Origin of the sequence: Novosphingobium sp. ZW T3_23 (assembly GCF_044987305.1) — a bacterium.
Taxonomy (GTDB): Bacteria; Pseudomonadota; Alphaproteobacteria; order Sphingomonadales; family Sphingomonadaceae; genus Novosphingobium.
The window spans coordinates 11,342-30,132 of record NZ_JBJDRF010000059.1 but is presented as its reverse complement, the minus strand read 5'-3'; the positions used below and the strand labels follow the sequence as shown (position 1 = coordinate 30,132).

Below are 18,791 nucleotides of genomic sequence, written 5' to 3'. Positions count from 1 at the left end.
TTCGGCGGCGCTGGCGCTGGGCGAAGCGCTGCGACAGACGGACAGCCTGCCGCAATAACCGCCCGACCGCAGCGAGCGCTGCCCTCTCGATGATCGTCGATGCGACGGAGCCAGAGGGCTCGTTCTCCGGCTCCATTGCATTCCACCGGCACAATGGCATAGGTCTAGACTAAACCATTGCCGGAGCTGCCATGATCGACCGTCGCCACTTCCTTGCTTCCGCATCGGTGGGGGCTGCCGTGGCCGCCGCCCCCGCCTTCGCCGGCGTATCGGGCGCTCGAAAGGCCGAAGGAGCGGGCGATCCCGCGCTCGCGGCCTTCATGGACAAGTATTTCGACACCCAGGTCGATGCCTCGCCCGAAACGGCGACGCAGCTTGGCCTGGATAGCGGCGCGCGCGCGGCGCTGAAATCCCGCCTCACCGTCCCGACGCGGGAGCGCGAGGAGCAGGACCGGGCCCGCACCCGCGCCGCCCGCGCCGAACTCGGCACCCTGAACCGGGCCGGGATGAGCACGCAGGATGGCATCTACTACGATACGATCGCGGCCAATCTCGACGGCGTCATCAGGACTTTCGCCATCCCTTACGGACAGGGCGGCTGGCCGCAGGTCTACCGGGTCAGCCAGGGCGGCGGCGCCTATCTGAATACGGCCGACTTCCTGGACAACCAGCACACCATCAAGACCGCCGCGGATGCCGAGGCCTATGTCTCGCGCGTTTCCGACTTCGCGGATGTGCTTGCCGCCGAGACGGACCGGATGCGCGAGGATTTCGGCCTGGGCGTGATCCCGCCGGACTTCATCCTGAACAAGACCATCGGCCTCCAGGCCGGAATGCTCGGCACGGCGGCGGGACAGTCCACGCTGGTCCAGTCGATCACGCGGCGCACCCAGGAAATGTCGATCCCCGGCGACTGGGGCGCGCGCGTGGAGAAGCTGGTTTCCGATCGCGTCTATCCGGCGCTCCAGCGCCAGAACGACGCCCTGAAGGCGGTCCTGCCGAAGGCCGGCCATGATGCCTCGGTATCCCGGCTTCCCCAGGGTGCGCAATATTACGCGAACAGCCTGAATTACATCACCACCACGCGGCTTTCCGCCGACGAAATCCACCGTATCGGGCTTGAGCAGGTTGCCGACCTCACCGCCCGCTCCGACGCGCTGCTGAAGAAGCAGGGCATGTCTCAGGGGACCGTGGGCGAACGCATGGCCTCGCTGATCGCCAACCCGGCGAACGTCTATCCCAATACCGATGCCGCCAAGACCGAACTGATCGCGCATCTGAACGAGCAGATGGCCGCGATGCAGGCCCTGCTGCCGAAGGCATTCGGCCGCCTGCCCAAGGCGGGCGTGGAGATCAAGCGGGTGCCGCCCGAAATCCAGGAAGGCGCATCGCAGGGCTACTACAATTCGCCCAGCCTCGACGGCACGCGCCCGGGCATCTACTGGATCAACCTGACCGACACGGCCAACTGGCCGAAGTTCGGCCTTCCCACCCTCACCTATCATGAGGCCATTCCCGGCCACCACCTGCAGATCGCCCTCCAGCAGGAAAGCGCCGCCGCGCCCAAGCTGATGAACCTGATCTTCTTCTCCAGCTACGGCGAAGGCTGGGGCCTCTATGCGGAACAGCTTGCCGACGAACTGGGCGCCTACGACAACGACCCGCTGGGCCGGGTGGGCTTCTACCAGAGCCTGCTGTTCCGGGCCGTGCGTCTGGTGGTCGATACCGGCATCCACGCCAAGGGGTGGAGCCGCGAACAGGCCATCCGCTACTTCATCGACAACACCGGCCGGGCCGAAGGCGGCGCCACCTCGGAAATCGAGCGGTACTGCTCCTGGCCGGGCCAGGCCTGCGCGTACAAGGTGGGCCACAACGAATGGCTTCGCCTGCGCGAAAAGGCGAAGGCCGCGCTCGGCCCGCGCTTCGATATCCGGAACTTCCACGATACCGCCCTGGCCGGCGGCGGCATGCCGCTGACAGTGCTGGAACGCGTGGTGGACAACTGGATTCTGTCGCAGAAGTCCTAAGGCAAGCAAGACCCTCCGCCTGACGGCGCGCCCGGCGCGGTCAGGCGGTAATTGCTGCTTAAGAGCAGGACTTTCGGTCTTCCGCCGCCCAGCCGATGGCGGTTTCCAGCAGGGTGACATATTCGGGCCGGCTGTAGGTTTCGGGCCGGTGGCCGATCGCCGAATAGAACATCCGCCCCTTGCCGATGCAGTTCGTCCAGGCCAGCGGATGATCGCCCATCCGCAAGTCCACGTTCATCGGCCCGACCGGGCTGTAGGTGCTCTCGTCCAGGCTCAGGACCACCTTCGCACCCGCCTTGCGCGGATTGGTGCTGAAGGAATACCATTCATCGGTCATCCGCCATTCCGCGGGAAGTCCGGCGGCAAGCGGGCTGGCGGTATCCACCGCTATCCGCGCTTCCTGGTACTGCGGGTTCATCGGGTGGCCCTTGAAACGGGCGCCGATCAGGCTGTCGGCATACCAGTCCCAGAAATAGGAGGGATCGCCGGCAGTTCCGTGAACGCCCACGAAGCCGCCGCCACGCTCCAGGAAGCGCTGGAACGCGGCGCGTTGCGACAGGGTGAGCACGTCGCCGCTTACGTTGTTCCAGATCACGGCGTCGAACTGTCCCAGCGTCCTGGCATTGAAAGCGCCGGCTTTGTCGGTGGTAACGAGATCCCAGCCCTTGCGCTGCGCCATGGCGACGAACGCAGCATGGGCGGCATCGACGGAGGGGCCGTCGCGGAACCCGTTGATCTTCTCGAACACCAGTATGTGGCGCTTGCCGGGCTTGAGCGTGAACACCGGCACGTCGTTGTCGTAGCGCGCGCACCGGGCCGCCCGGTCCGCGTCGGTGACGGGCAGCTTCCGCAAACGGGCATCGACGTCGGCCAGGGCGTCGGCCTTCAGCCCCGTGAACATCGAAGCCGAGCGCAGCGACAGGATCGCCGCGAAACTGGGCGGTGTCGTTCCCGCGAAACGCGCGGGCACCTTGTCGAGCGTGGAGCCCGCCGTCGCTTCGACGACCGCCTTGGCGGCGGGGCTGAGGAGAATGTCGATCAGCGGCGATTCGGCGGAAAAGGGTGCGTCTCGCAACGGGCAATCGGTTACCGGTTTGGCCATCGCGGGAAAGCTTGCCAGTACCCCGATCACCAAAGCCCCAGCCGCGATCAGCGGCGCACACTTGCGCATCAGATTCTCCCTCCCATGACACTATTTACGCGGCACGATAAGCAGGTCGGACGGAAAAGACCATGCACGTCGGCAACGATCGGTTCTTGCGGTAACCGGAGGGCGCCTGGTGCGTTTGGCGATGATGACCGAAACGATCCGGGCCTTGCAGGAGAAGATGGAAGCGGCCGTCCGCGCACTCGATTTCGAGGAAGCGAAGCGGTGCCGCGACCGGATCAACCTGCTGCGGGGCGGGGCGACGGAAGTGAAAGCAGAGGAAGCCGACATGTCGGGCCTCGCCCGCCAGAAACCGGGCGCCATGGGCCTCGGGACCAACCACCAGCGCAGGACGCCGCCTCTGGGTTGGACGCCGCCGCCCAAGCCCGACCCGATGACGAAGGGCCGATCCGCGCCGCGCGGGCCGCGCCGGAAATGACCGCCGACGCGCGGAACACGATCCTGAAACTCCTGGCCGCCCGCAGGCCGGATGAAACGATCTGCCCCAGCGAAGCGGCGCGGGCGATGGCTTCACCCGAAAGCTGGCGCAGCGACATGCCGACCATCCATGCCGCCGTAGACCGCCTGCTCGCCGAGGGACTTGTCGAACTGAGCTGGAAGGGTCAGCCGCTGGCGGCAAGGACCGGCCCCTACCGCATCAGGCGTTCGAACTCCTAGCTATCCCTGGTCGGATCGATCAGGAACTTCTCGCCCGTCGCCTTGCGCTCGTAGGCGCGCAGCACGTCGGGATCGAGCGCCTCGGCCAGGCCGATCACCCGCGTGTAATGGCTCGCGAAGGTCGTCTTCAATTCCTCGACCACGCGCGCGCGTAACCTTGCGGCGACCTCGGGCCCGGCTTTCTGGAGGAACGGGAACAGCAGCCATCCGGACACGCTCCACTGGAAACCGAACGCCATGCGATCCAGCGTGGTCGGTGACATGTCCAGCGCGCCATATATGTAGAGTTCCTTGAACACGGTGGAGCCATAGCGGCTGAACTCGGCCGAAGCCTTGACCGACGCGCGCTCCATGGCCCGCAGGATGTCGCTGCCCAGCGTCCCCCCGCCGATGGCATCGAACGCGATCGTCGCCCCGGTCTGCTCGACCGCGCTCGCAAGGTTTTCCGCGAAGTCCTTGTCCTTGCTGTTCAGGACGTGAGTCGCGCCGATGCGCCGGAGGATTTCGGCCTGCTCCTCCGAGCGGACGATGTTCACCAGCGGGATCCCGTCGGCAAGGCAGATCCTCTGGAGCATCTGGCCCAGGTTCGATGCGGCGGCGGTATGGACGATCGCCTTGTGCCCGCCTTGCCGCGCCGTCTCCACGAAACCCAGCGCCGTCAGCGGATTGACGAACATCGCGGCGCCATCGGCCGCCGTCGCATCCTCCGGCAAGGGAACCGCATCGGCCGCGCGGATGCGGCGATAGTCGGCGTACATGGCCCCGCCGATCATGCCGACGCGCCGGCCCTGGAGATGCGCCACCGCCTTGCCGGCCGCCACGACCGTGCCCGCGCCTTCATTGCCCACCGCCATCGACTGCCCCGCCCGACCGGCGACGGAACCCAGGCGCGCCTGCGGGATATCGAAGGAAAGGCCGCCCGCCTCCTCGCGCAGGCTCTGGAGGTCCGCCGGGCCGATCAGCAGCCCGATGTCGCTGGGATTGATCGGCGCCGCCTCCACGCGCACGACGATCTCGTCATCGGCGGGATCATCGATCCGGACGGTTTCCAGGGAAAGGCGGAGCCGCCCGTCCTGCACCGTCGATCTCAGCTCACGTCCTTCGAAACCCATGCTCATCTCCCATGCCGCTGCGGGCGGGTGCTCCGCTGCCTCAAACATAGGACGCACCCTCGGCGTCGCAAGCCTCGGCCGGCATTCACGCGCTTCACGGAATGGAAATGCCATATCGCCCCGGCGGCTGCCGCCATGCTTGATGCATGATGCATTCGGGGCCAGCTTCGAGCCGTAAGTCGGACAGGTGCAAAGCGCCGTTCCGACAGGGGCCGAACGGTAAACGTGCTGCCCCCGGAAACGGAAGCGCTTCGGGAGAGCATGGAATGCCGGCCTACCTTCAGGAACTGCGGGCACAATGGCGCCCCCTGCTGGCGGCGATCATCGGCCTGAGTTCAGGCTATTCGATCACCAATTACATCACCAGCATCATGGCGCCGCATCTCCTTCGCGAGTTCGGGTGGTCCAAGGCGGACTTCGCAGCGGTAGGCAGCCTTACGCTGGTGTGCGTGCTGGTATTCCCCTTCATCGGGCGACTGACCGACGTGGTGGGCGTGAAGCGCACCGCCTTCATCGGGGTCGTGGCCTGCCCGATCGGCTATGGGCTGCTCAGCCGCATGAACGGGGATATCCGCGTCTACATCGCCCTGTTCGTGGCGATGGGGCTCATCTGCATAACCACCACCGCAACCGTCTACAGCCGGGCGGTGGTGCAGCATGTCGTGCATGCGCGCGGCGTGGCGCTGGCCATCGTGGCATCCGGCCCGGCGGCCATGGGTGTTGTCGCCGCCCCGCTGCTCAACCAGTACGTAGAGGCGAACGGCTGGCGATCGGGCTACATGCTCGTCGCCGTGGTATCCGCGCTGCTGGGCGGCCTGGCGCTGCTGCTGATGCCGTCCGAGCGGCACCCCGCAGGAACCGACAAGCCCAAGCGGTCGGCGCGCAAGGACTATCCGGTCATCTTCCGCAGCCGCGCCTTCTGGATTCTCGCCGGTGCCATGCTGTTCTGCAATCTTCCGCAGATCATCGCCCTTTCGCAGCTCAACCTCGTCCTGCTCGACAAGGGCATCGAAACCGGCAGCATCGCCGTGATGATCTCGGCTTTCGCCTCGGGCACGCTGGCGGGCCGCTTCGCCTGCGGACTCGCGCTGGATCGGTTGCCGGCCCATCTGGTCGCCTTCGTGGCCATGGCCCTGTCATCCGTCGGTCTGTTCCTGATGGCCTCATCCCTGTCCTCGCCCATGATCGTAGCGATGAGCGTGGTGATGATCGGGCTCACTTTCGGCGCGGAGGGCGACCTCATCAGCTTCCTTGTCGCGCGGGCATTCGGCGTGCAGGTCTACAGCTCGGTCATGGGCATGATGACCGCGATCATCGCCGGGGCCGCGTCGCTGGGGGCGATCATGCTGAGCTTCACCTTGCGCGGTGGCGGCAATTTCGCGCCGTTCCTGGCGCTTTGCGGCGTCACGGTGCTCGTCGGTGCGGTCCTGCTGCTGTTCATGCCGAACCGCCCCGTGGAGGTGGCGGCGGGCTAGGAGGTCTGTTTGAAAATTCGCCGCAGGCGAATTTTGCGGCACCGGCCCCCATATTCCTCAGGCGCCCCCACCCTACCACCCAACGGTAGTATCCTGCGGGTGGTAGGGTGGGGGCGCGGGCCGGTGCCGCTCTAAAAATGCCCTTCAGGCATTTTTCAAACGATCTCTAAAACTCCAGCGGGATCGCGGCGAGCATGTCGGACGATGTCATGAACAGCGTCCGTCCGCCCTCCCCGATGGCGCAGTTGGCAACGGCCTTGCCCGTCTCGACCACTCCGAGCACGCGCCCGTCCGCACTACAGACGTGGACCCCGCCCGGACCCGTCGCGAAGACGGTCCCGCGCGCATCCACCTTGATACCGTCGGGCAGGCCCGGACGGCCCGCCGCATGTTCGGCACGCAGGTCCAGAAACCGCCTCCGTTCGCCCGGCATGCCCTTGGCATCCAGCGCATAGGCCAGCACCTCCGGTTGCGCTTCGTCCGAGAGGGACAAGTAGAGCGTGCGTTCGTCTGGCGAGAGCGCGACGCCGTTGGGCCGACGATGGCTCTTGTCCAGCAGGTCCAGCTTCCCGTCCGGAGAAAGCCGGTAGAGGCCGCACCACGGCACTTCCCGCAGTGTCGATTCGTCTCCGTCCGCCAGCCCGTATGTCGGATCGGTGAAGTAGATGGCGCCGGACTTCGCAACGCAAAGGTCGTTGGGGCTGTTCAGGCGCTTGCCCTCGAAGCGATCGACCAGCACGTCCCGGCGCCGGGATTCCAGGTCTATGCGCACGATCGCGCGCGATCCGCTGTCGGCCCCGATCAACCTGCCGCGCGCATCCAGGGCAATGCCGTTGAGGCCGGGCTCGCGTATGCTCGCGGGCACCGGCGTCCGGAGCCCCGAGGGGCGCAGGAACACTTCGACGCCCTTGGCCGCCGTCCAGCGATGGACCGTGTTGCTGGGCGGATCGCCGAACAGCAGGGCATTCTGGGCCGGAACCCAGACCGGCCCTTCCGCCCAGCGAAAGCCCGAGGCGAGGCGACGAACCGAGGCACCGGGCGTCACAATGCGGTCGAACGCGGGATCTAAGCGGCGTACGGTACCGAACGCGGGATCCGTCGCCGCCATTCCCGCCGCCTCCAGCCCGATCAGCTCCAGCAAAGGAGCCGCCGCCAGGCCGGCCAGCACCGCGCGGCGGGCGATCATGCCTTCAGCTCGACATGGCGACGTTCCGCTGCGGATCGGTAGATCGCCTCGATCAGGCGCATATCGGCCAGGCCTTCCTCGCCCGGCACGATCGGGGTGGCTCCGGTGAGCACGCACTCGGCCAGATGGTCGAGCTGCCCGACGAACTGGTTGCGCGCAGGTTCCGGCAGAGTTCGAGGCGTGGTGACGTTGTCCTTGCGAATGGTCATGGCCTGACCGGTGTAGGGCGTGGCAGGCTCCAAGGCGATCCAGCCTTGCGTGCCGATCACCCGATAGCCGTTGTGCGCCGAACTGTAGCTGGAGATGCAGTTGGCCTGCACGCCCGAGGGAAACCGCAGGACGAAGCTGACGCGATCTTCCACCGTGCGGAAGCGCGGATCGGAACGGTCGGTCGATTCCACCGCGCTGACTTCCACCGGCTCCTCGCCCGTGAGATAGCGGGCGGCGTTGAGGCTGTAGATGCCGATGTCCATCATCGAGCCGCCGCCCGACAGCGCCTTGTCGAGCCGCCATTGATCGGGCTTGATGGGAAAGCCGTGCTCGGCCGTGACAAGCCGGGTCGGGCCGACATGGCCGCCACGCGCCAGTTCTATCGCCAATCGGTTGTAAGGCTCGAACCGCGAGCGATAGCCGATCATCAGCTTCTTCCCGGCCTTGCGGCTGGCCGCGATCATCGCCTGGCATTCCGCCACCGAGGTCGCCATCGGCTTCTCGCAGAGAACATGCTTGCCCGCCTGCGCCGCGCGGATGCTGTATTCGGCATGGAGACTATTGGGCAGAACTACGTAGACAGCGTCGATATCCGGATTGTCGCGGATCGCGTCGAACTGGTCGTAACTGTAGCGGTGACTGGCGGGAATGCCGTACTGCGCGCCGTATTGCTCCAGCTTCGCGGGCGTGCCGCTGACCAGAGCGACGAGCCGCGAATGTTCGCATCCCGCAAAGTTCGGCATGATCTGCCGGGTGGCATAGTAACCCAGGCCGACCACCGCGTATCCGATCTTGCGCCCGGAATCTCGGGGTAAGGCGGCATGGGCCTGCCCCGCGAGTCCGGGCGCCAGGCCCAGAGCCGCAACCTTCGCGCCGATTCCAAGCACCTCGCGCCGCGTTCCCATCGCCATCGTCGGTTCCTTCGGAAAGATCAGGCTCTTGCCAAGCGTCCGGCCGCGATGGCGACCTGGGTGCGGTTGCGCACGTTGAGCTTTCGCATCAGCGCCGTCATGTGAACTTTGACGGTGGCCTCCGCCATGCCCAGTTCGTAGGCGATCTGCTTGTTGAGCAGGCCCGAACGGACGCAGCGCAGCACCTTGAGCTGGGTGGGCGTGAAATGAAGCGGCTCGGCCGGAGCCTCCCACACGGCGACATCCTGGCTGAGGGGAACCGTGCACAGATCTGCAACGAGGTGCATCTCTTTCTCTCCCTAAGGTGACTCGTTTCTTGTGGCGCCGCTCAAGGATGAAGAGACCCGCCGCGCCGAGTTCGTTGATCCCTGTGATACTGGAATCAGTCTGACAGGTTCAAGCAAAATTTTCCCAATCATACTAAAATATCTAGAATACACCGATCTTGGAGCTATAACCTGTCCAACAGATTTGATCGGCCCGGCCGCTTCGATCACCAAAGCGAAAACGCAACCAACGAACCCGCCGGCCAAAGCCGGTGCGGGAAAAGACAAGGGAGAGGCGAGGAATGGCGCCGTCATTTCATCGATCGCGGCCGTTCGGCAAACAGAGCGATCCGGCAGAACGATCTGGCCGCTCGGACCGGGCTTCATCAAGCGAATCGGTCCGCCGGTGACTCCTGAAGACATCAGGCTCGTCCTGTCGGCGATCGCCGGCATCGCCTTGTCGATCGCGCTGATCGTTCGCGGCAGGCTCCATCCCTTCGTCGGCCTGCTCTGCGGCGCCTTCACGGTAGGCATTCTGGCCGGAATCCCGCTGGAGGAAACCGCCAAGTCCGTCGAAAAGGGCGCGGGCACGATCCTGGGCGGCACCGGTCTGGTGGTTGCGCTGGGGCTGGGCCTCGGCGCGATGCTCCAATTGTCCAACGGTGCCGCCGGGCTGGCGCGCGCGGCGCTGCGGGTTTCCGGCATCAAGGGCGCGCCCTGGGCCAGCCTGTTCACCGCCCTGCTGATCGGCCTGCCGCTGTTCTTCGAGACGGGGCTGGTGCTGCTGCTGCCGATCGTCGCCTCTGCCGCCGCCGCTCTGCCCAAGGGGATGGACGACGACGAATCAAAGCTGCGCCTGATGCTGCCGGCGCTGTCAGGGCTTTCGGTGGTCCACGCGCTGGTGCCGCCGCATCCGGGGCCGCTGCTGGCGGTCAATGCCCTCGGCGCGAACCTGGGCCTGACGCTCGCCTACGGCCTGCTGGTGGGCATCCCCACCGCCATCATCGCCGGGCCGGTGCTCGCCCGCTTCACCGCGCGCGGGGTCAAGCTCAGCCCGCCCCTGCTCGCGCCCGAGACGATCGACATGGCGCCGCCGTCCGTCGGCCGCACCCTGACGGCCGTGCTGCTGCCGGTGGTGCTGATCGCGGCCGGTCAGGCCGTGGCGATGGCGCCCCCCGCGATCGCCGCACCGCTGGTGTGGCTGACCTGGGTGAGCGATCCGGTGGTCGCCCTGCTCCTCGCCAACCTCGTCGCCCTGCCGCTCCTGTTCGGGCACCGGCTCGGAGAGCGTCGCATCCAGGATTCGATCTGGCTTGAGGCCATGGCTCCCGCCGGCGGCATCCTGCTGGCGATCGGCGCCGGCGGCGCGCTGAAGCAGGTGCTGGTCACCGCCGGGCTTTCCGACATGCTGGTGCGGCTGGCGGGCGGAGGGGCGATCTCGCCGTTGCTGCTGGCCTGGGGCGTTTCGGTCTGCATCCGCCTCGCCACCGGCTCCGCCACCGTCGCCACCATCACCACGGCGGGCGTGATGGAAGGCCTCGTCGCCTCGTCGGGCGTTGCGCCCGAATGGATGGTGCTGGCCATCGGCGCCGGATCGCTGTTCTTCTCCCACGTCAACGACCCCGGCTTCTGGCTGGTGAAGAGCTACCTCGGCACCGACATGCCCGGCACGTTCCGCACCTGGTCGATCATGGAAACGGTGGTCGCGGTGGTCGGCCTGCTGCTGGTGCTTGCGGCGAGCAGCGTGATCTAGGCCGTAAACTCATAAATGGCACCATCGAGGTTTGAGGCAAAATGGCTCAGCGCAAGAAGGCAGGGCGCAGGAATATGTCGATATTTCAAGTCCTGCCGACGCCGCGATGGGCCATTTTGCGTCAAATCCGAAGGACGTCCAAATGGCTTCCATCTCGGACCAAAGCGACCTTGGACGGGCAACCAGCCCGCCAGGCAGTCGCTTCGGCCCGAGCTGTTCGCCATTTTGGACGCCTCGATGGTGCCATTTATGAGTTTACGGCCTAACTAAGGAGGGCGCATGAAGGGCAGGCAGAACCAGCGATGAACCAGGCGCGGCTTTCCGACCATGCCTATGCGGGCATCGTCGAGATCATCAAGTCGAAGGAACTGGAGGTCGGCGCGCGCCTGCCTTCGGAGGCGCGGCTGGCGGAGATGTTCGGCGTATCGCGCGCCATCGTGCGCGAGGCGCTGGTGCGCCTCGCCTCCGACGGCATCACCGAGGCGCGGCGCGGCGCCGGCTCCTTCGTGAAAAGCCGCCCTTCGGACCGGCTCGCCGCCTTCATGCCGATGAGCGAGCTTCCCTCGACGCTGGGCAGCTACGAAGTGCGCTTCGTGCTGGAGGCGGAGGCCTGCCGGCTCGCCGCCACCCGGCGCACGTCGATGGAGATGGCCCATGTCGAGGAAGGCATGGAGATGCTGCGCGAGGCACTGCTGTCCAACGCGCCCGCCCACGCCGAGGACATGGAACTCCACCGCCGCATTGCCGCCGCAACCGGCAATCCCGCCTTCCTCGTGGCGTTCGACGCGCTCTGGTCGGACGTGGAGAAGATCATGCGCGCCGGGGTCGATATTTCCCGCTCGCGCCCGCCCGAGGTCATCGCCACTATGCTGCGCGAGCACGAGGTGATCGTCGACGCCATCCGGGCGCAGGACGCCGAAGGCGCGGCCCTGGCCATGCGCTGGCACCTGTGGGAAGGCCGCCGCCGCCTTATGCCCTAGGCGGCGATCGGCCCCTAGGCCTTAGAGCCCGACTCAGGCCGGGCGCAGTTCCCGCAGCACCCGGTCGCGCAGGATTTCGGGCGCTTCCTCGCTTGCGAATACCACCACCTGTTCGCCCGCCATCGGCGCTTCGAGCGTGGCGAGCTGGCTGTCCAGCAGGCTTGGCGGCATGTAGTGGCCGGGGCGGTTGCCGAGCCGCGCGAACAGGTTTTCCCGGCTCGCCTCCAGCAGCACGAACCGCGCTCCATCCCCGATCGCCGCCCGCAGGCGATCGCGGTAGGTCAGGCGCAGGGCCGAGCAGGCAACCACCACGCGCCCGTCCCGCGAGACGGCTTCGGCGGCAGCACCGCCCAACCGGTCCAGCCAGGGCCAGCGGTCCGCGTCGGTCAGGGCTTGGCCGGCGCGCATCTTCTCCACCGCTTCCGGCGAATGGAACATGTCGCCTTCCAGAAACACGCAGTCGAGCGCTTCGGCCAGCAAAGCACCCAGCGTGGACTTGCCACAACCGCTGACGCCCATGACGATGATAGCGCCGGGAACATCGGCGGCGCTTCCTGAGGATTTTGGCAAATCGGGGTCCTTGCAGCCCGGCGACGGCGCAAGGCCCATCGCGATGATGGCCGAGCTATACGGGCGCAGACTGTCTGCTGGGAACTACGACCTTTGTCGCAAGTGCCAAGCCCGACCCCGCGCATTAGCAAAGGGCGACAAAGAGAATCCGGCAGGGAGACGGCAATGATCGGACGGGGCGCATTGATGACGGCACTGCTGGCGGCGACTGCGCTTGTCCCCCACACGGGCGCACACGCTGCCGGAACTTCCGTCTTCCCCGTCGCGCCCAACGAGCCTCGTGCCGTCACCGTGAAGGCCGCAGGCGACGGCCGCACCGACGATACCGCCGCGATCCAGGACGCACTCGACGCCGCGACCGACAGGGCACGCGATTCGGGTGGCCACGGCATGGTGCTGCTGCCATCGGGTCGCTACCGCATCACCCGCAGTCTGATCGTGCCTCCAGGCGTGCGGGTCTACGGCTTCGGCCAGGAACGCCCCACCATCGTTCTCGCACCGCGCACGCCCGGCTTCCAGAAAGGCGTCTCGACGATGATCGTCTTCGCCGGGGGAGACCAATACGCGGTCGGCGACGTGCCCGTTCCAGTGCCCACCGTGGTTCCCCGCGACAAGATCGTGCGCGATGCCAATTCCGGCACGTTCTATTCGGCCATGAGCAATCTCGATATCGAGATCGGCGAAGGCAATCCCGCCGCCGCCGGCGTGCGTTTCCGCATGGCCCAGCACGCCTTCCTCAGCCACATGGACTTCCGCCTGGGTTCGGCCTTCGCCGGTGTCTACCAGGCCGGCAACGTCATCGAGAACGTCCACTTCCACGGCGGCCGCTATGGCATCGTCACCGAGAAGACCTCTCCCGCCTGGCAGTTCACCCTGCTCGATTCCAGCTTCGACGGGCAGCGCGATGCCGCCATTCGCGAGCACGAGGTGGGCCTGACTATGGTCAACGTCCTGATCCGCGACACGCCGGTGGGGATCGAGGTCGATCGCGGCTACGGCGATTCCCTCTGGGGCAAGGACGTCCGGTTCGAGAACGTCAGCAAGGCGGGCGTGGTCATCTCGAACGAGAACAACGTCTTCACCCAGATTGGCTTCGAGAACGCGCTCGCCAGCGGCACGCCCGTCTTCGCGCGCTTCCGCGACAGCGGCCGGACGGTGGCGGGCAAGGGCCCTGCCTACAAGGTTTCGGCCTTTTCCTATGGCCTCGCCGTACCCTCGCTCGGCAGCGACGGCGCCTATGCGACGAAGGCGGATATCGAGGGGCTTCCCGCCCTGCCCGCCCCGCGCAAGGGTGCGATCCGCGATCTGCCGCCAATGACGGAATGGGTCGACGTGCGCAGTCAGGGCGCCGTGGGCGACGGTACCGCCGACGATACGGCAGCCATCCAGCGGGCGATAGACGCGAACCGCGTGGTCTATTTCCCGGCGGGCTTCTACAAGGTGACCAACCGCCTGACCCTGCGTCCGGACAGCGTGCTGATCGGCCTCCATCCGGCGATGACGCAGCTCTATATCCCGGACGGCAATGCCGCCCATGCCGGGCTTGGCGCGATCCTGCCGATCCTCGAAAGCCCGCGCGGGGGTGACAATGTACTCTCCGGCATCGGCCTGTTCACCGGCCGCGTCAATCCGCGCGCCAGCGCGCTCCTCTGGCGCTCGGGCGAGAACAGCCTGGTCGAGGACGTGAAGATCATGGGCGGCGGCGGCACCCCCACTGCCGACGGCAAGCCGCTGGGCTCCCTCTCCGCACGCAGCGGCGATCCCGTCGCGGACGGCCGCTGGGACGCGCAATATCCCAGCATCTGGGTGACGGACGGCGGCGGCGGCACTTTCGCGGACGTGTGGAGCCCGAACACGTTCGCCCAGTCCGGCTTCATGGTGACGGACACCAAGACCCCCGGCCACGTCTACGAGATGTCGGTAGAGCATCACGCCCGTAACGAGATCGTGCTCGACAATGTGGAGAACTGGGAGTTCCTGGCGCCGCAGACCGAGCAGGAAGTGGGCGACGGCCCGGACGCGATCTCGCTGGAGATCCGCAATTCGCGCAATCTGCTGTTCGCCAACTACCACGCCTATCGCGTGACGCGCAGCTATCACCCGGCGCGCAGCGCCGCGAAACTGTTCAACTCCAGCGAGATCCGCTTCCGCAACGTCCACGTCAATGCCGAGAGCGGCTATGCGACCTGCGACGACGAAGGCTGCGGCACTTTCCTGCGCGCCAGCAAGTACCCGTTCGACAACGCGATAGAGAACGTGACCGGCAAGAGCGTCGTGCGCGAGCGGGAATTCGCCAGCCTCGATATCGGTAAAGCCGACGCCGCTGCCCCCGCCGCCGTGACATCGTCCGGGCCCGTCGAGAAACTGGCCGACGGCTTCTGGTCGATCTCCGGCGCCGCCACCGACGCCAAGGGCGCGCTCTACTTCATCGACCGCCGCTTCCAGCGCATCCATCGCTGGACCGGCGAACGCGGGCTGGAAGTGGTGCGTGACAACGCGCTCGATCCGGTGAACCTGGCAGTCGATGCATCCGGCCACTTGCTGGTGCTGTCGTCGCTCGGCGCCAAGGGAGGCGTCTATTCGATCGATCCCGCCGGTCCCAAGGATCAGGTGACCGTGATTGCGCCGACGCCCGTGGGAGGAAAGTCCACGGCGCGCACGTTGGTGCCGGTCAACTGGTGGATCAACGGTGAATTCCGCGACCAGCTGGACCACAAGACCTACCAGTTCACCACCCTGGCCGAACTGTTCGCGCAGGACGCCGGCTCGGCCAAGGCCCAGGAATATGTCTCGCCCGACGGCAGCCTGGCGCTTCCGGCGTTCCGCGTCTGGCAGCAGGGGCCGGTCGATCATGTCGGCTGGCGCTGGTCCAACAGCCTGAACGCGAACGGCCTGATCTCCGGCCGTACCGGCGAGCGGATCTTCGTCACCAACGGCTCCGAGAACGTGACCTATAGCGCCGCCATCGGCCAGGGCGGCGCCTTGCGCGATCTCAAGCCCTTCGCCCCACGCGGCGGAGAGAGCGTCGCGGTCGACCGCCAGGGCCGGGTCTACGTCGCCAACGGGCAGGTCTATGTCTACGGGCCGGACGGCCGCGAGCAGCGCCGCATCGATGTGCCCGACCGCCCGCTCCAGATCCTGTTCGGCGGGACGGACGGCAACACGCTGTACATCCTGACGCACCACGCACTTTACGCCGCGCATCCATGACCGATCGCTCGGCAAAGATGCGCGCGGACACGACGAACGAACAAGAATGGGAGGGCCTCCCCGCCAGGGGAGGCTCGCAGTAAATGGGGAAGGGATCGATGAAAATGAGGACAATCATTCGCCGCCAGCGCGTTGGGGCCAACCTTGGGGCCAGCCTCGTCGCGCTCGTGGCCGTTTCGCTCGCGGGTGCCCAGCAGGCGCAGGCCCAGGAACAGACCCCGCAGCAGGCCCCGGAGCCTGCGGCGGTCGCAGAGGCCCCGGCAGAGCCTGCTTCCGACCGCCAGGCGGCGGAAATCGTGGTCACCGGCTCGCGCATCACCACCAGCGGCTTCAACGCGCCCACGCCCACCACGGTGATCGGCCAGGAGCAGATCAACGCCAACGCCCAGCCGAACATCTTCACCACGATCGCCCAGTTGCCCTCGCTCCAGGGCTCTACCGGCGCCTCGACGGGCACGTTCAGCACGTCGAGCGGGCAGCAAGGCCTCAGTTCCTTCTCGCTGCGCGGCCTTCAGCCGATCCGTACGCTGACCCTGCTCGACGGGCAACGCGTCGTCGGCGCCAACGTGACCGGCGTTCCCGACATTTCCATGTTCCCGCAACTGCTGGTCAAGCGCGTGGACGTGGTGACCGGCGGCGCTTCCGCCTCCTACGGCTCGGACGCAGTCGGCGGTGTCGTCAACTTCATCACCGACACCCATTTCGAGGGCTTCAAGGGCAACATCCTCGGCAGCATCACAAAGTATGGCGACGATGAAACCGTGCTGGTCCAGGGAGCCTGGGGCAAGTCGTTCCTCGACGACCGCCTCCACGTTGTCGTCAGCGGCGAGTACGATCACGAGGGCGGCGTCGGCGCGGGCGATTTCGGCACCGATCTTGCCGGCAGCCGCGACTGGTATCGTGCCACCACCCTGATGAACACCGGCCAGACCAACAACGGCCTGCCGCAGTTCAACTATCGCGACTATGCGCAGCCCTACCAGTATGCCCGCTACGGCCTGATCAACAACGGCCCGCTCCAGGGCATCGCCTTCGACGCCAACGGCACCCCCTACAACTTCAACTACGGCTCGAACGGACAGCCGCTGGGCAACGGTCAGGTCAGCAACTGCTTCCGCGGCAACAGCTTCTGCGAAGGCGGCGATCTGTCCGGCGCGCCCGGTTCGGGCGCCTCGCTCAAGTCCGCGCTCGAACGCATCAACGGCTACGGCCGCATCGGCTACGACTTCGCGGAGAACAACGAAGCCTACGTGACCGTCAACGTCGCGCAGGTGAAGACGAACAACCAGCCCAGCCCCGGCTACAACCGGGGTTCACTGACCGTGCAGTGCGCCAATCCGTTCCTGCCGCAGCTGGTACGCGATCGCTGCGCCACGGCGGGCATCACCAGTTTCGGGTTCGGCAGCGCCAATGCCTCGTTCCCCGATCCGCGCGTCTATACCGACCGCAAGCAATACCGCTTCGTCGGCGGCCTGAAGGGCGCGTTCGAGCTGGCCGGCACAAACTGGAACTACGATGCCTACTACCAGCACGGCACCACCATCTCGGACATCAACGTTCGCGACATCGTGCTGCAGAACCGCTACGTCGCGGCGACCAATGCCATCGCCCTCAACGGCGCCATCGTCTGCGCCGATCCGGTGGCACGCGCCAACGGGTGCCAGCCGATCAACATCTTCGGCAACTTCGCGCCGTCCGCCTCGGCTCTCGCTTACGTCGCGCCGCATGAGAACGGCCCGTTCCAGCACACCAAGCTGAAGCAGGACGTCGTCAGCGCGAACTTCTCGGGAAATCCCTTCGATTCCTGGGCGGGCCCGGTCTCGGTGGCGTTCGGCGGCGAGTATCGCCGCGAGTTCTATCGCGTCAACGCCGATCCCTATGGTGCCGGCGTGTCCGACATCAGCCCCAACAGCCCGGAATACCCGGCCGATCCGCTGCTTAACTCCACGTTGGGCAGCAACTGGGCAGCGGGCAACTACAAGAACGGCAGCGGCAAGTACGAGGTCTACGAAGGCTACCTGGAAGTCGACCTGCCGCTGCTCAACAGCGACGACTTCGGCCGCGCCAACCTGAACGGCGCCGCCCGCGCCACGCACTACAGCACGTCGGGCACGGTCTGGACCTGGAAGGTCGGCGGCACCTGGGACACCCCGCTCGACGGCGTCCGCCTGCGCGCGGTCACCTCGCGCGATGTGCGCGCGCCGAACCTCTCCGAACTCTTCGCCGCCCCCACCGTCACCACGGTGCCGAACTTCAACGACCCGTTCAACAACCAGGCAGTGCAGATCTTCCAGAACACGATCGGCAACCCCGACCTGAAGCCGGAAGTGGCGCGCAACACCGAACTGGGCATCGTCCTCTCGCGTCCCTCCTGGCTGCCGGGCCTCAGCCTCTCGTTCGATTACTACCACATCAAGCTGGACGGCGTGGTTTCCACCCTTTCGGCCGACCAGATCGTGCGCTTCTGCTTCGACGGCAACCAGGCCTTCTGCGGCGGCTTCCAGCTGGACGGACCGCAGGGCACCAACTTCGTCAACGTCCAGCCGTTCAACCTCGCCTCGTGGAAGACCAGCGGCTTCGATATCGAGGCCAGCTACCAGTGGCAGCAGCCGCTGGGCCTGCCGGGCAACTTCACCGTCCGCGCGCTGGCCACGCACATCCAGAAGTTCATCGTCAGCGCCGGTATCGCCGGCGTCGATCCGATCGACCAGGCGGGCAACAATGCGGGCGCCACGCCCGACTGGAAGTGGCTGGCGGTGCAGACCTACGACAGCGACCGCTTCAGCCTGACCGTGCAGGAACGCTGGATCAGCGACGGTACCTTCGGCAACCAGTACGTCGTCTGCCAGACCTCCTGCCCGGTTTCCACCGGCAACCATCCGACGATCGACTACAACACCATGAAGGGCGCCTTCTACGTGGACATCGGCGCGACCTTCAAGTTCAACGAAAACCTGCAACTCTACGGCAAGATCGACAACCTGTTCGACAAGGATCCCACCGCCTCGCCGCAGACCAACACCGGGCTCGACGTGAACCCGGCGCTCTACGACACCCTGGGGCGGATCTACCGCGCGGGTGTTCGCTTCAATTTCTAACCCTGCGTTAGCCCTCTGGCGTCGTCCCGGACTTGATCCGGGACCGCTGGCGGTGAACGGCCCACCTTGCGGGCCGGCGCCATTGTGATAGCGCTATCAGACTGAGCTGGGCTGTTCCTGGCCAGCGGTCCCGGATCAAGTCCGGGACGACGTTAATTCCGACGACAC

At 66.4% G+C, this 18,791-nt stretch carries 14 protein-coding genes; 8 read left to right on the top strand and 6 right to left on the bottom strand.

Going from position 1 to position 18,791, the window contains the following annotated elements:
• Positions 1–191 precede the first annotated feature (191 nt).
• Positions 192–2,027, top strand: a complete 1,836-nt coding sequence (locus ACI3K3_RS21605; protein ID WP_404917477.1) for a DUF885 domain-containing protein — start codon at positions 192–194, stop codon at positions 2,025–2,027.
• A 58-nt stretch (positions 2,028–2,085) separates the two neighbouring features.
• Here the strand turns inward: ACI3K3_RS21605 and ACI3K3_RS21600 are convergent, their stop codons facing one another.
• Complete coding sequence (locus ACI3K3_RS21600; RefSeq protein ID WP_404917475.1) at positions 2,086–3,198, bottom strand: ThuA domain-containing protein; 1,113 nt, start codon at positions 3,196–3,198, stop codon at positions 2,086–2,088.
• Between the two features lie 124 nt (positions 3,199–3,322).
• Between ACI3K3_RS21600 and ACI3K3_RS21595 the strand changes: the two genes are divergently transcribed.
• Together ACI3K3_RS21595 and ACI3K3_RS21590 are read left to right on the top strand one after the other, a co-directional pair.
• Positions 3,323–3,613 (top strand): UvrB/UvrC motif-containing protein, encoded by a 291-nt coding sequence (locus ACI3K3_RS21595; RefSeq protein ID WP_404917483.1) that lies wholly within the window; start codon positions 3,323–3,325, stop codon positions 3,611–3,613.
• On the top strand, positions 3,610–3,852 hold the full coding sequence (locus ACI3K3_RS21590; RefSeq protein WP_404917474.1) for a DUF3253 domain-containing protein: 243 nt from the start codon (positions 3,610–3,612) through the stop codon (positions 3,850–3,852). The genes ACI3K3_RS21595 and ACI3K3_RS21590 overlap by 4 nt, the downstream gene beginning before the upstream one ends.
• On the opposite strand, the gene ACI3K3_RS21585 is transcribed toward ACI3K3_RS21590, so the two are convergent.
• Entirely contained in the window at positions 3,849–4,964 is a 1,116-nt protein-coding gene (locus ACI3K3_RS21585; protein ID WP_404917472.1) for a zinc-binding dehydrogenase, read from the bottom strand. The genes ACI3K3_RS21590 and ACI3K3_RS21585 overlap by 4 nt on opposite strands.
• 266 nt (positions 4,965–5,230) lie before the next feature.
• Between ACI3K3_RS21585 and ACI3K3_RS21580 the strand changes: the two genes are divergently transcribed.
• Positions 5,231–6,439 (top strand): MFS transporter, encoded by a 1,209-nt coding sequence (locus tag ACI3K3_RS21580; protein WP_404917470.1) that lies wholly within the window; start codon positions 5,231–5,233, stop codon positions 6,437–6,439.
• Between the two features lie 166 nt (positions 6,440–6,605).
• Here ACI3K3_RS21580 and ACI3K3_RS21575 read toward each other — a convergent pair whose 3' ends face one another.
• Genes ACI3K3_RS21575 through ACI3K3_RS21565 form a run of 3 tightly spaced genes read right to left on the bottom strand, consistent with a single transcriptional unit; the run spans position 6,606 to position 9,033 of the window.
• Positions 6,606–7,625 (bottom strand): SMP-30/gluconolactonase/LRE family protein, encoded by a 1,020-nt coding sequence (locus ACI3K3_RS21575; protein WP_404917468.1) that lies wholly within the window; start codon positions 7,623–7,625, stop codon positions 6,606–6,608.
• Complete coding sequence (locus ACI3K3_RS21570) at positions 7,622–8,740, bottom strand: Gfo/Idh/MocA family protein (protein ID WP_404917481.1); 1,119 nt, start codon at positions 8,738–8,740, stop codon at positions 7,622–7,624. Before ACI3K3_RS21570 ends, ACI3K3_RS21575 begins: the two co-directional genes overlap by 4 nt.
• A 26-nt stretch (positions 8,741–8,766) precedes the next feature.
• Entirely contained in the window at positions 8,767–9,033 is a 267-nt protein-coding gene (locus ACI3K3_RS21565; RefSeq protein ID WP_404917466.1) for a helix-turn-helix transcriptional regulator, read from the bottom strand.
• A gap of 385 nt (positions 9,034–9,418) precedes the next feature.
• Between ACI3K3_RS21565 and ACI3K3_RS21560 the strand changes: the two genes are divergently transcribed.
• Positions 9,419–10,765: a gluconate:H+ symporter gene (locus ACI3K3_RS21560; RefSeq protein WP_404917464.1), complete on the top strand. Its 1,347-nt coding sequence runs from the start codon at positions 9,419–9,421 to the stop codon at positions 10,763–10,765.
• A gap of 302 nt (positions 10,766–11,067) precedes the next feature.
• The gene (locus ACI3K3_RS21555; RefSeq protein WP_404917462.1) at positions 11,068–11,745 is read left to right on the top strand and encodes a FadR/GntR family transcriptional regulator; all 678 of its coding nucleotides are present in this window, start codon (positions 11,068–11,070) and stop codon (positions 11,743–11,745) included.
• 33 nt (positions 11,746–11,778) lie between these two features.
• Here ACI3K3_RS21555 and ACI3K3_RS21550 read toward each other — a convergent pair whose 3' ends face one another.
• Positions 11,779–12,264, bottom strand: coding sequence for a gluconokinase (locus ACI3K3_RS21550; protein ID WP_404917479.1), 486 nt, complete (start codon positions 12,262–12,264; stop codon positions 11,779–11,781).
• Positions 12,265–12,480: 216 nt separating this feature from the next.
• Between ACI3K3_RS21550 and ACI3K3_RS21545 the strand changes: the two genes are divergently transcribed.
• Positions 12,481–15,525: a glycosyl hydrolase family 28-related protein gene (locus ACI3K3_RS21545; protein ID WP_404917460.1), complete on the top strand. Its 3,045-nt coding sequence runs from the start codon at positions 12,481–12,483 to the stop codon at positions 15,523–15,525.
• Positions 15,526–15,629: 104 nt separating this feature from the next.
• On the top strand, positions 15,630–18,623 hold the full coding sequence (locus ACI3K3_RS21540) for a TonB-dependent receptor domain-containing protein (protein ID WP_404917458.1): 2,994 nt from the start codon (positions 15,630–15,632) through the stop codon (positions 18,621–18,623).
• Positions 18,624–18,791 lie beyond the last annotated feature (168 nt).

Coding starts and splice junctions, on each gene's coding strand:
- ACI3K3_RS21605 (WP_404917477.1), top strand. CDS start 192: ATGATCGACCGTCGCCACTTCCTTGCTTCCGCATCGGTGGGGGCTGCC.
- ACI3K3_RS21600 (WP_404917475.1), bottom strand. CDS start 3,198: ATGCGCAAGTGTGCGCCGCTGATCGCGGCTGGGGCTTTGGTGATCGGG.
- ACI3K3_RS21595 (WP_404917483.1), top strand. CDS start 3,323: ATGACCGAAACGATCCGGGCCTTGCAGGAGAAGATGGAAGCGGCCGTC.
- ACI3K3_RS21590 (WP_404917474.1), top strand. CDS start 3,610: ATGACCGCCGACGCGCGGAACACGATCCTGAAACTCCTGGCCGCCCGC.
- ACI3K3_RS21585 (WP_404917472.1), bottom strand. CDS start 4,964: ATGGGTTTCGAAGGACGTGAGCTGAGATCGACGGTGCAGGACGGGCGG.
- ACI3K3_RS21580 (WP_404917470.1), top strand. CDS start 5,231: ATGCCGGCCTACCTTCAGGAACTGCGGGCACAATGGCGCCCCCTGCTG.
- ACI3K3_RS21575 (WP_404917468.1), bottom strand. CDS start 7,625: ATGATCGCCCGCCGCGCGGTGCTGGCCGGCCTGGCGGCGGCTCCTTTG.
- ACI3K3_RS21570 (WP_404917481.1), bottom strand. CDS start 8,740: ATGGGAACGCGGCGCGAGGTGCTTGGAATCGGCGCGAAGGTTGCGGCT.
- ACI3K3_RS21565 (WP_404917466.1), bottom strand. CDS start 9,033: ATGCACCTCGTTGCAGATCTGTGCACGGTTCCCCTCAGCCAGGATGTC.
- ACI3K3_RS21555 (WP_404917462.1), top strand. CDS start 11,068: ATGAACCAGGCGCGGCTTTCCGACCATGCCTATGCGGGCATCGTCGAG.
- ACI3K3_RS21550 (WP_404917479.1), bottom strand. CDS start 12,264: ATGGGCGTCAGCGGTTGTGGCAAGTCCACGCTGGGTGCTTTGCTGGCC.
- ACI3K3_RS21545 (WP_404917460.1), top strand. CDS start 12,481: ATGATCGGACGGGGCGCATTGATGACGGCACTGCTGGCGGCGACTGCG.
- ACI3K3_RS21540 (WP_404917458.1), top strand. CDS start 15,630: ATGAGGACAATCATTCGCCGCCAGCGCGTTGGGGCCAACCTTGGGGCC.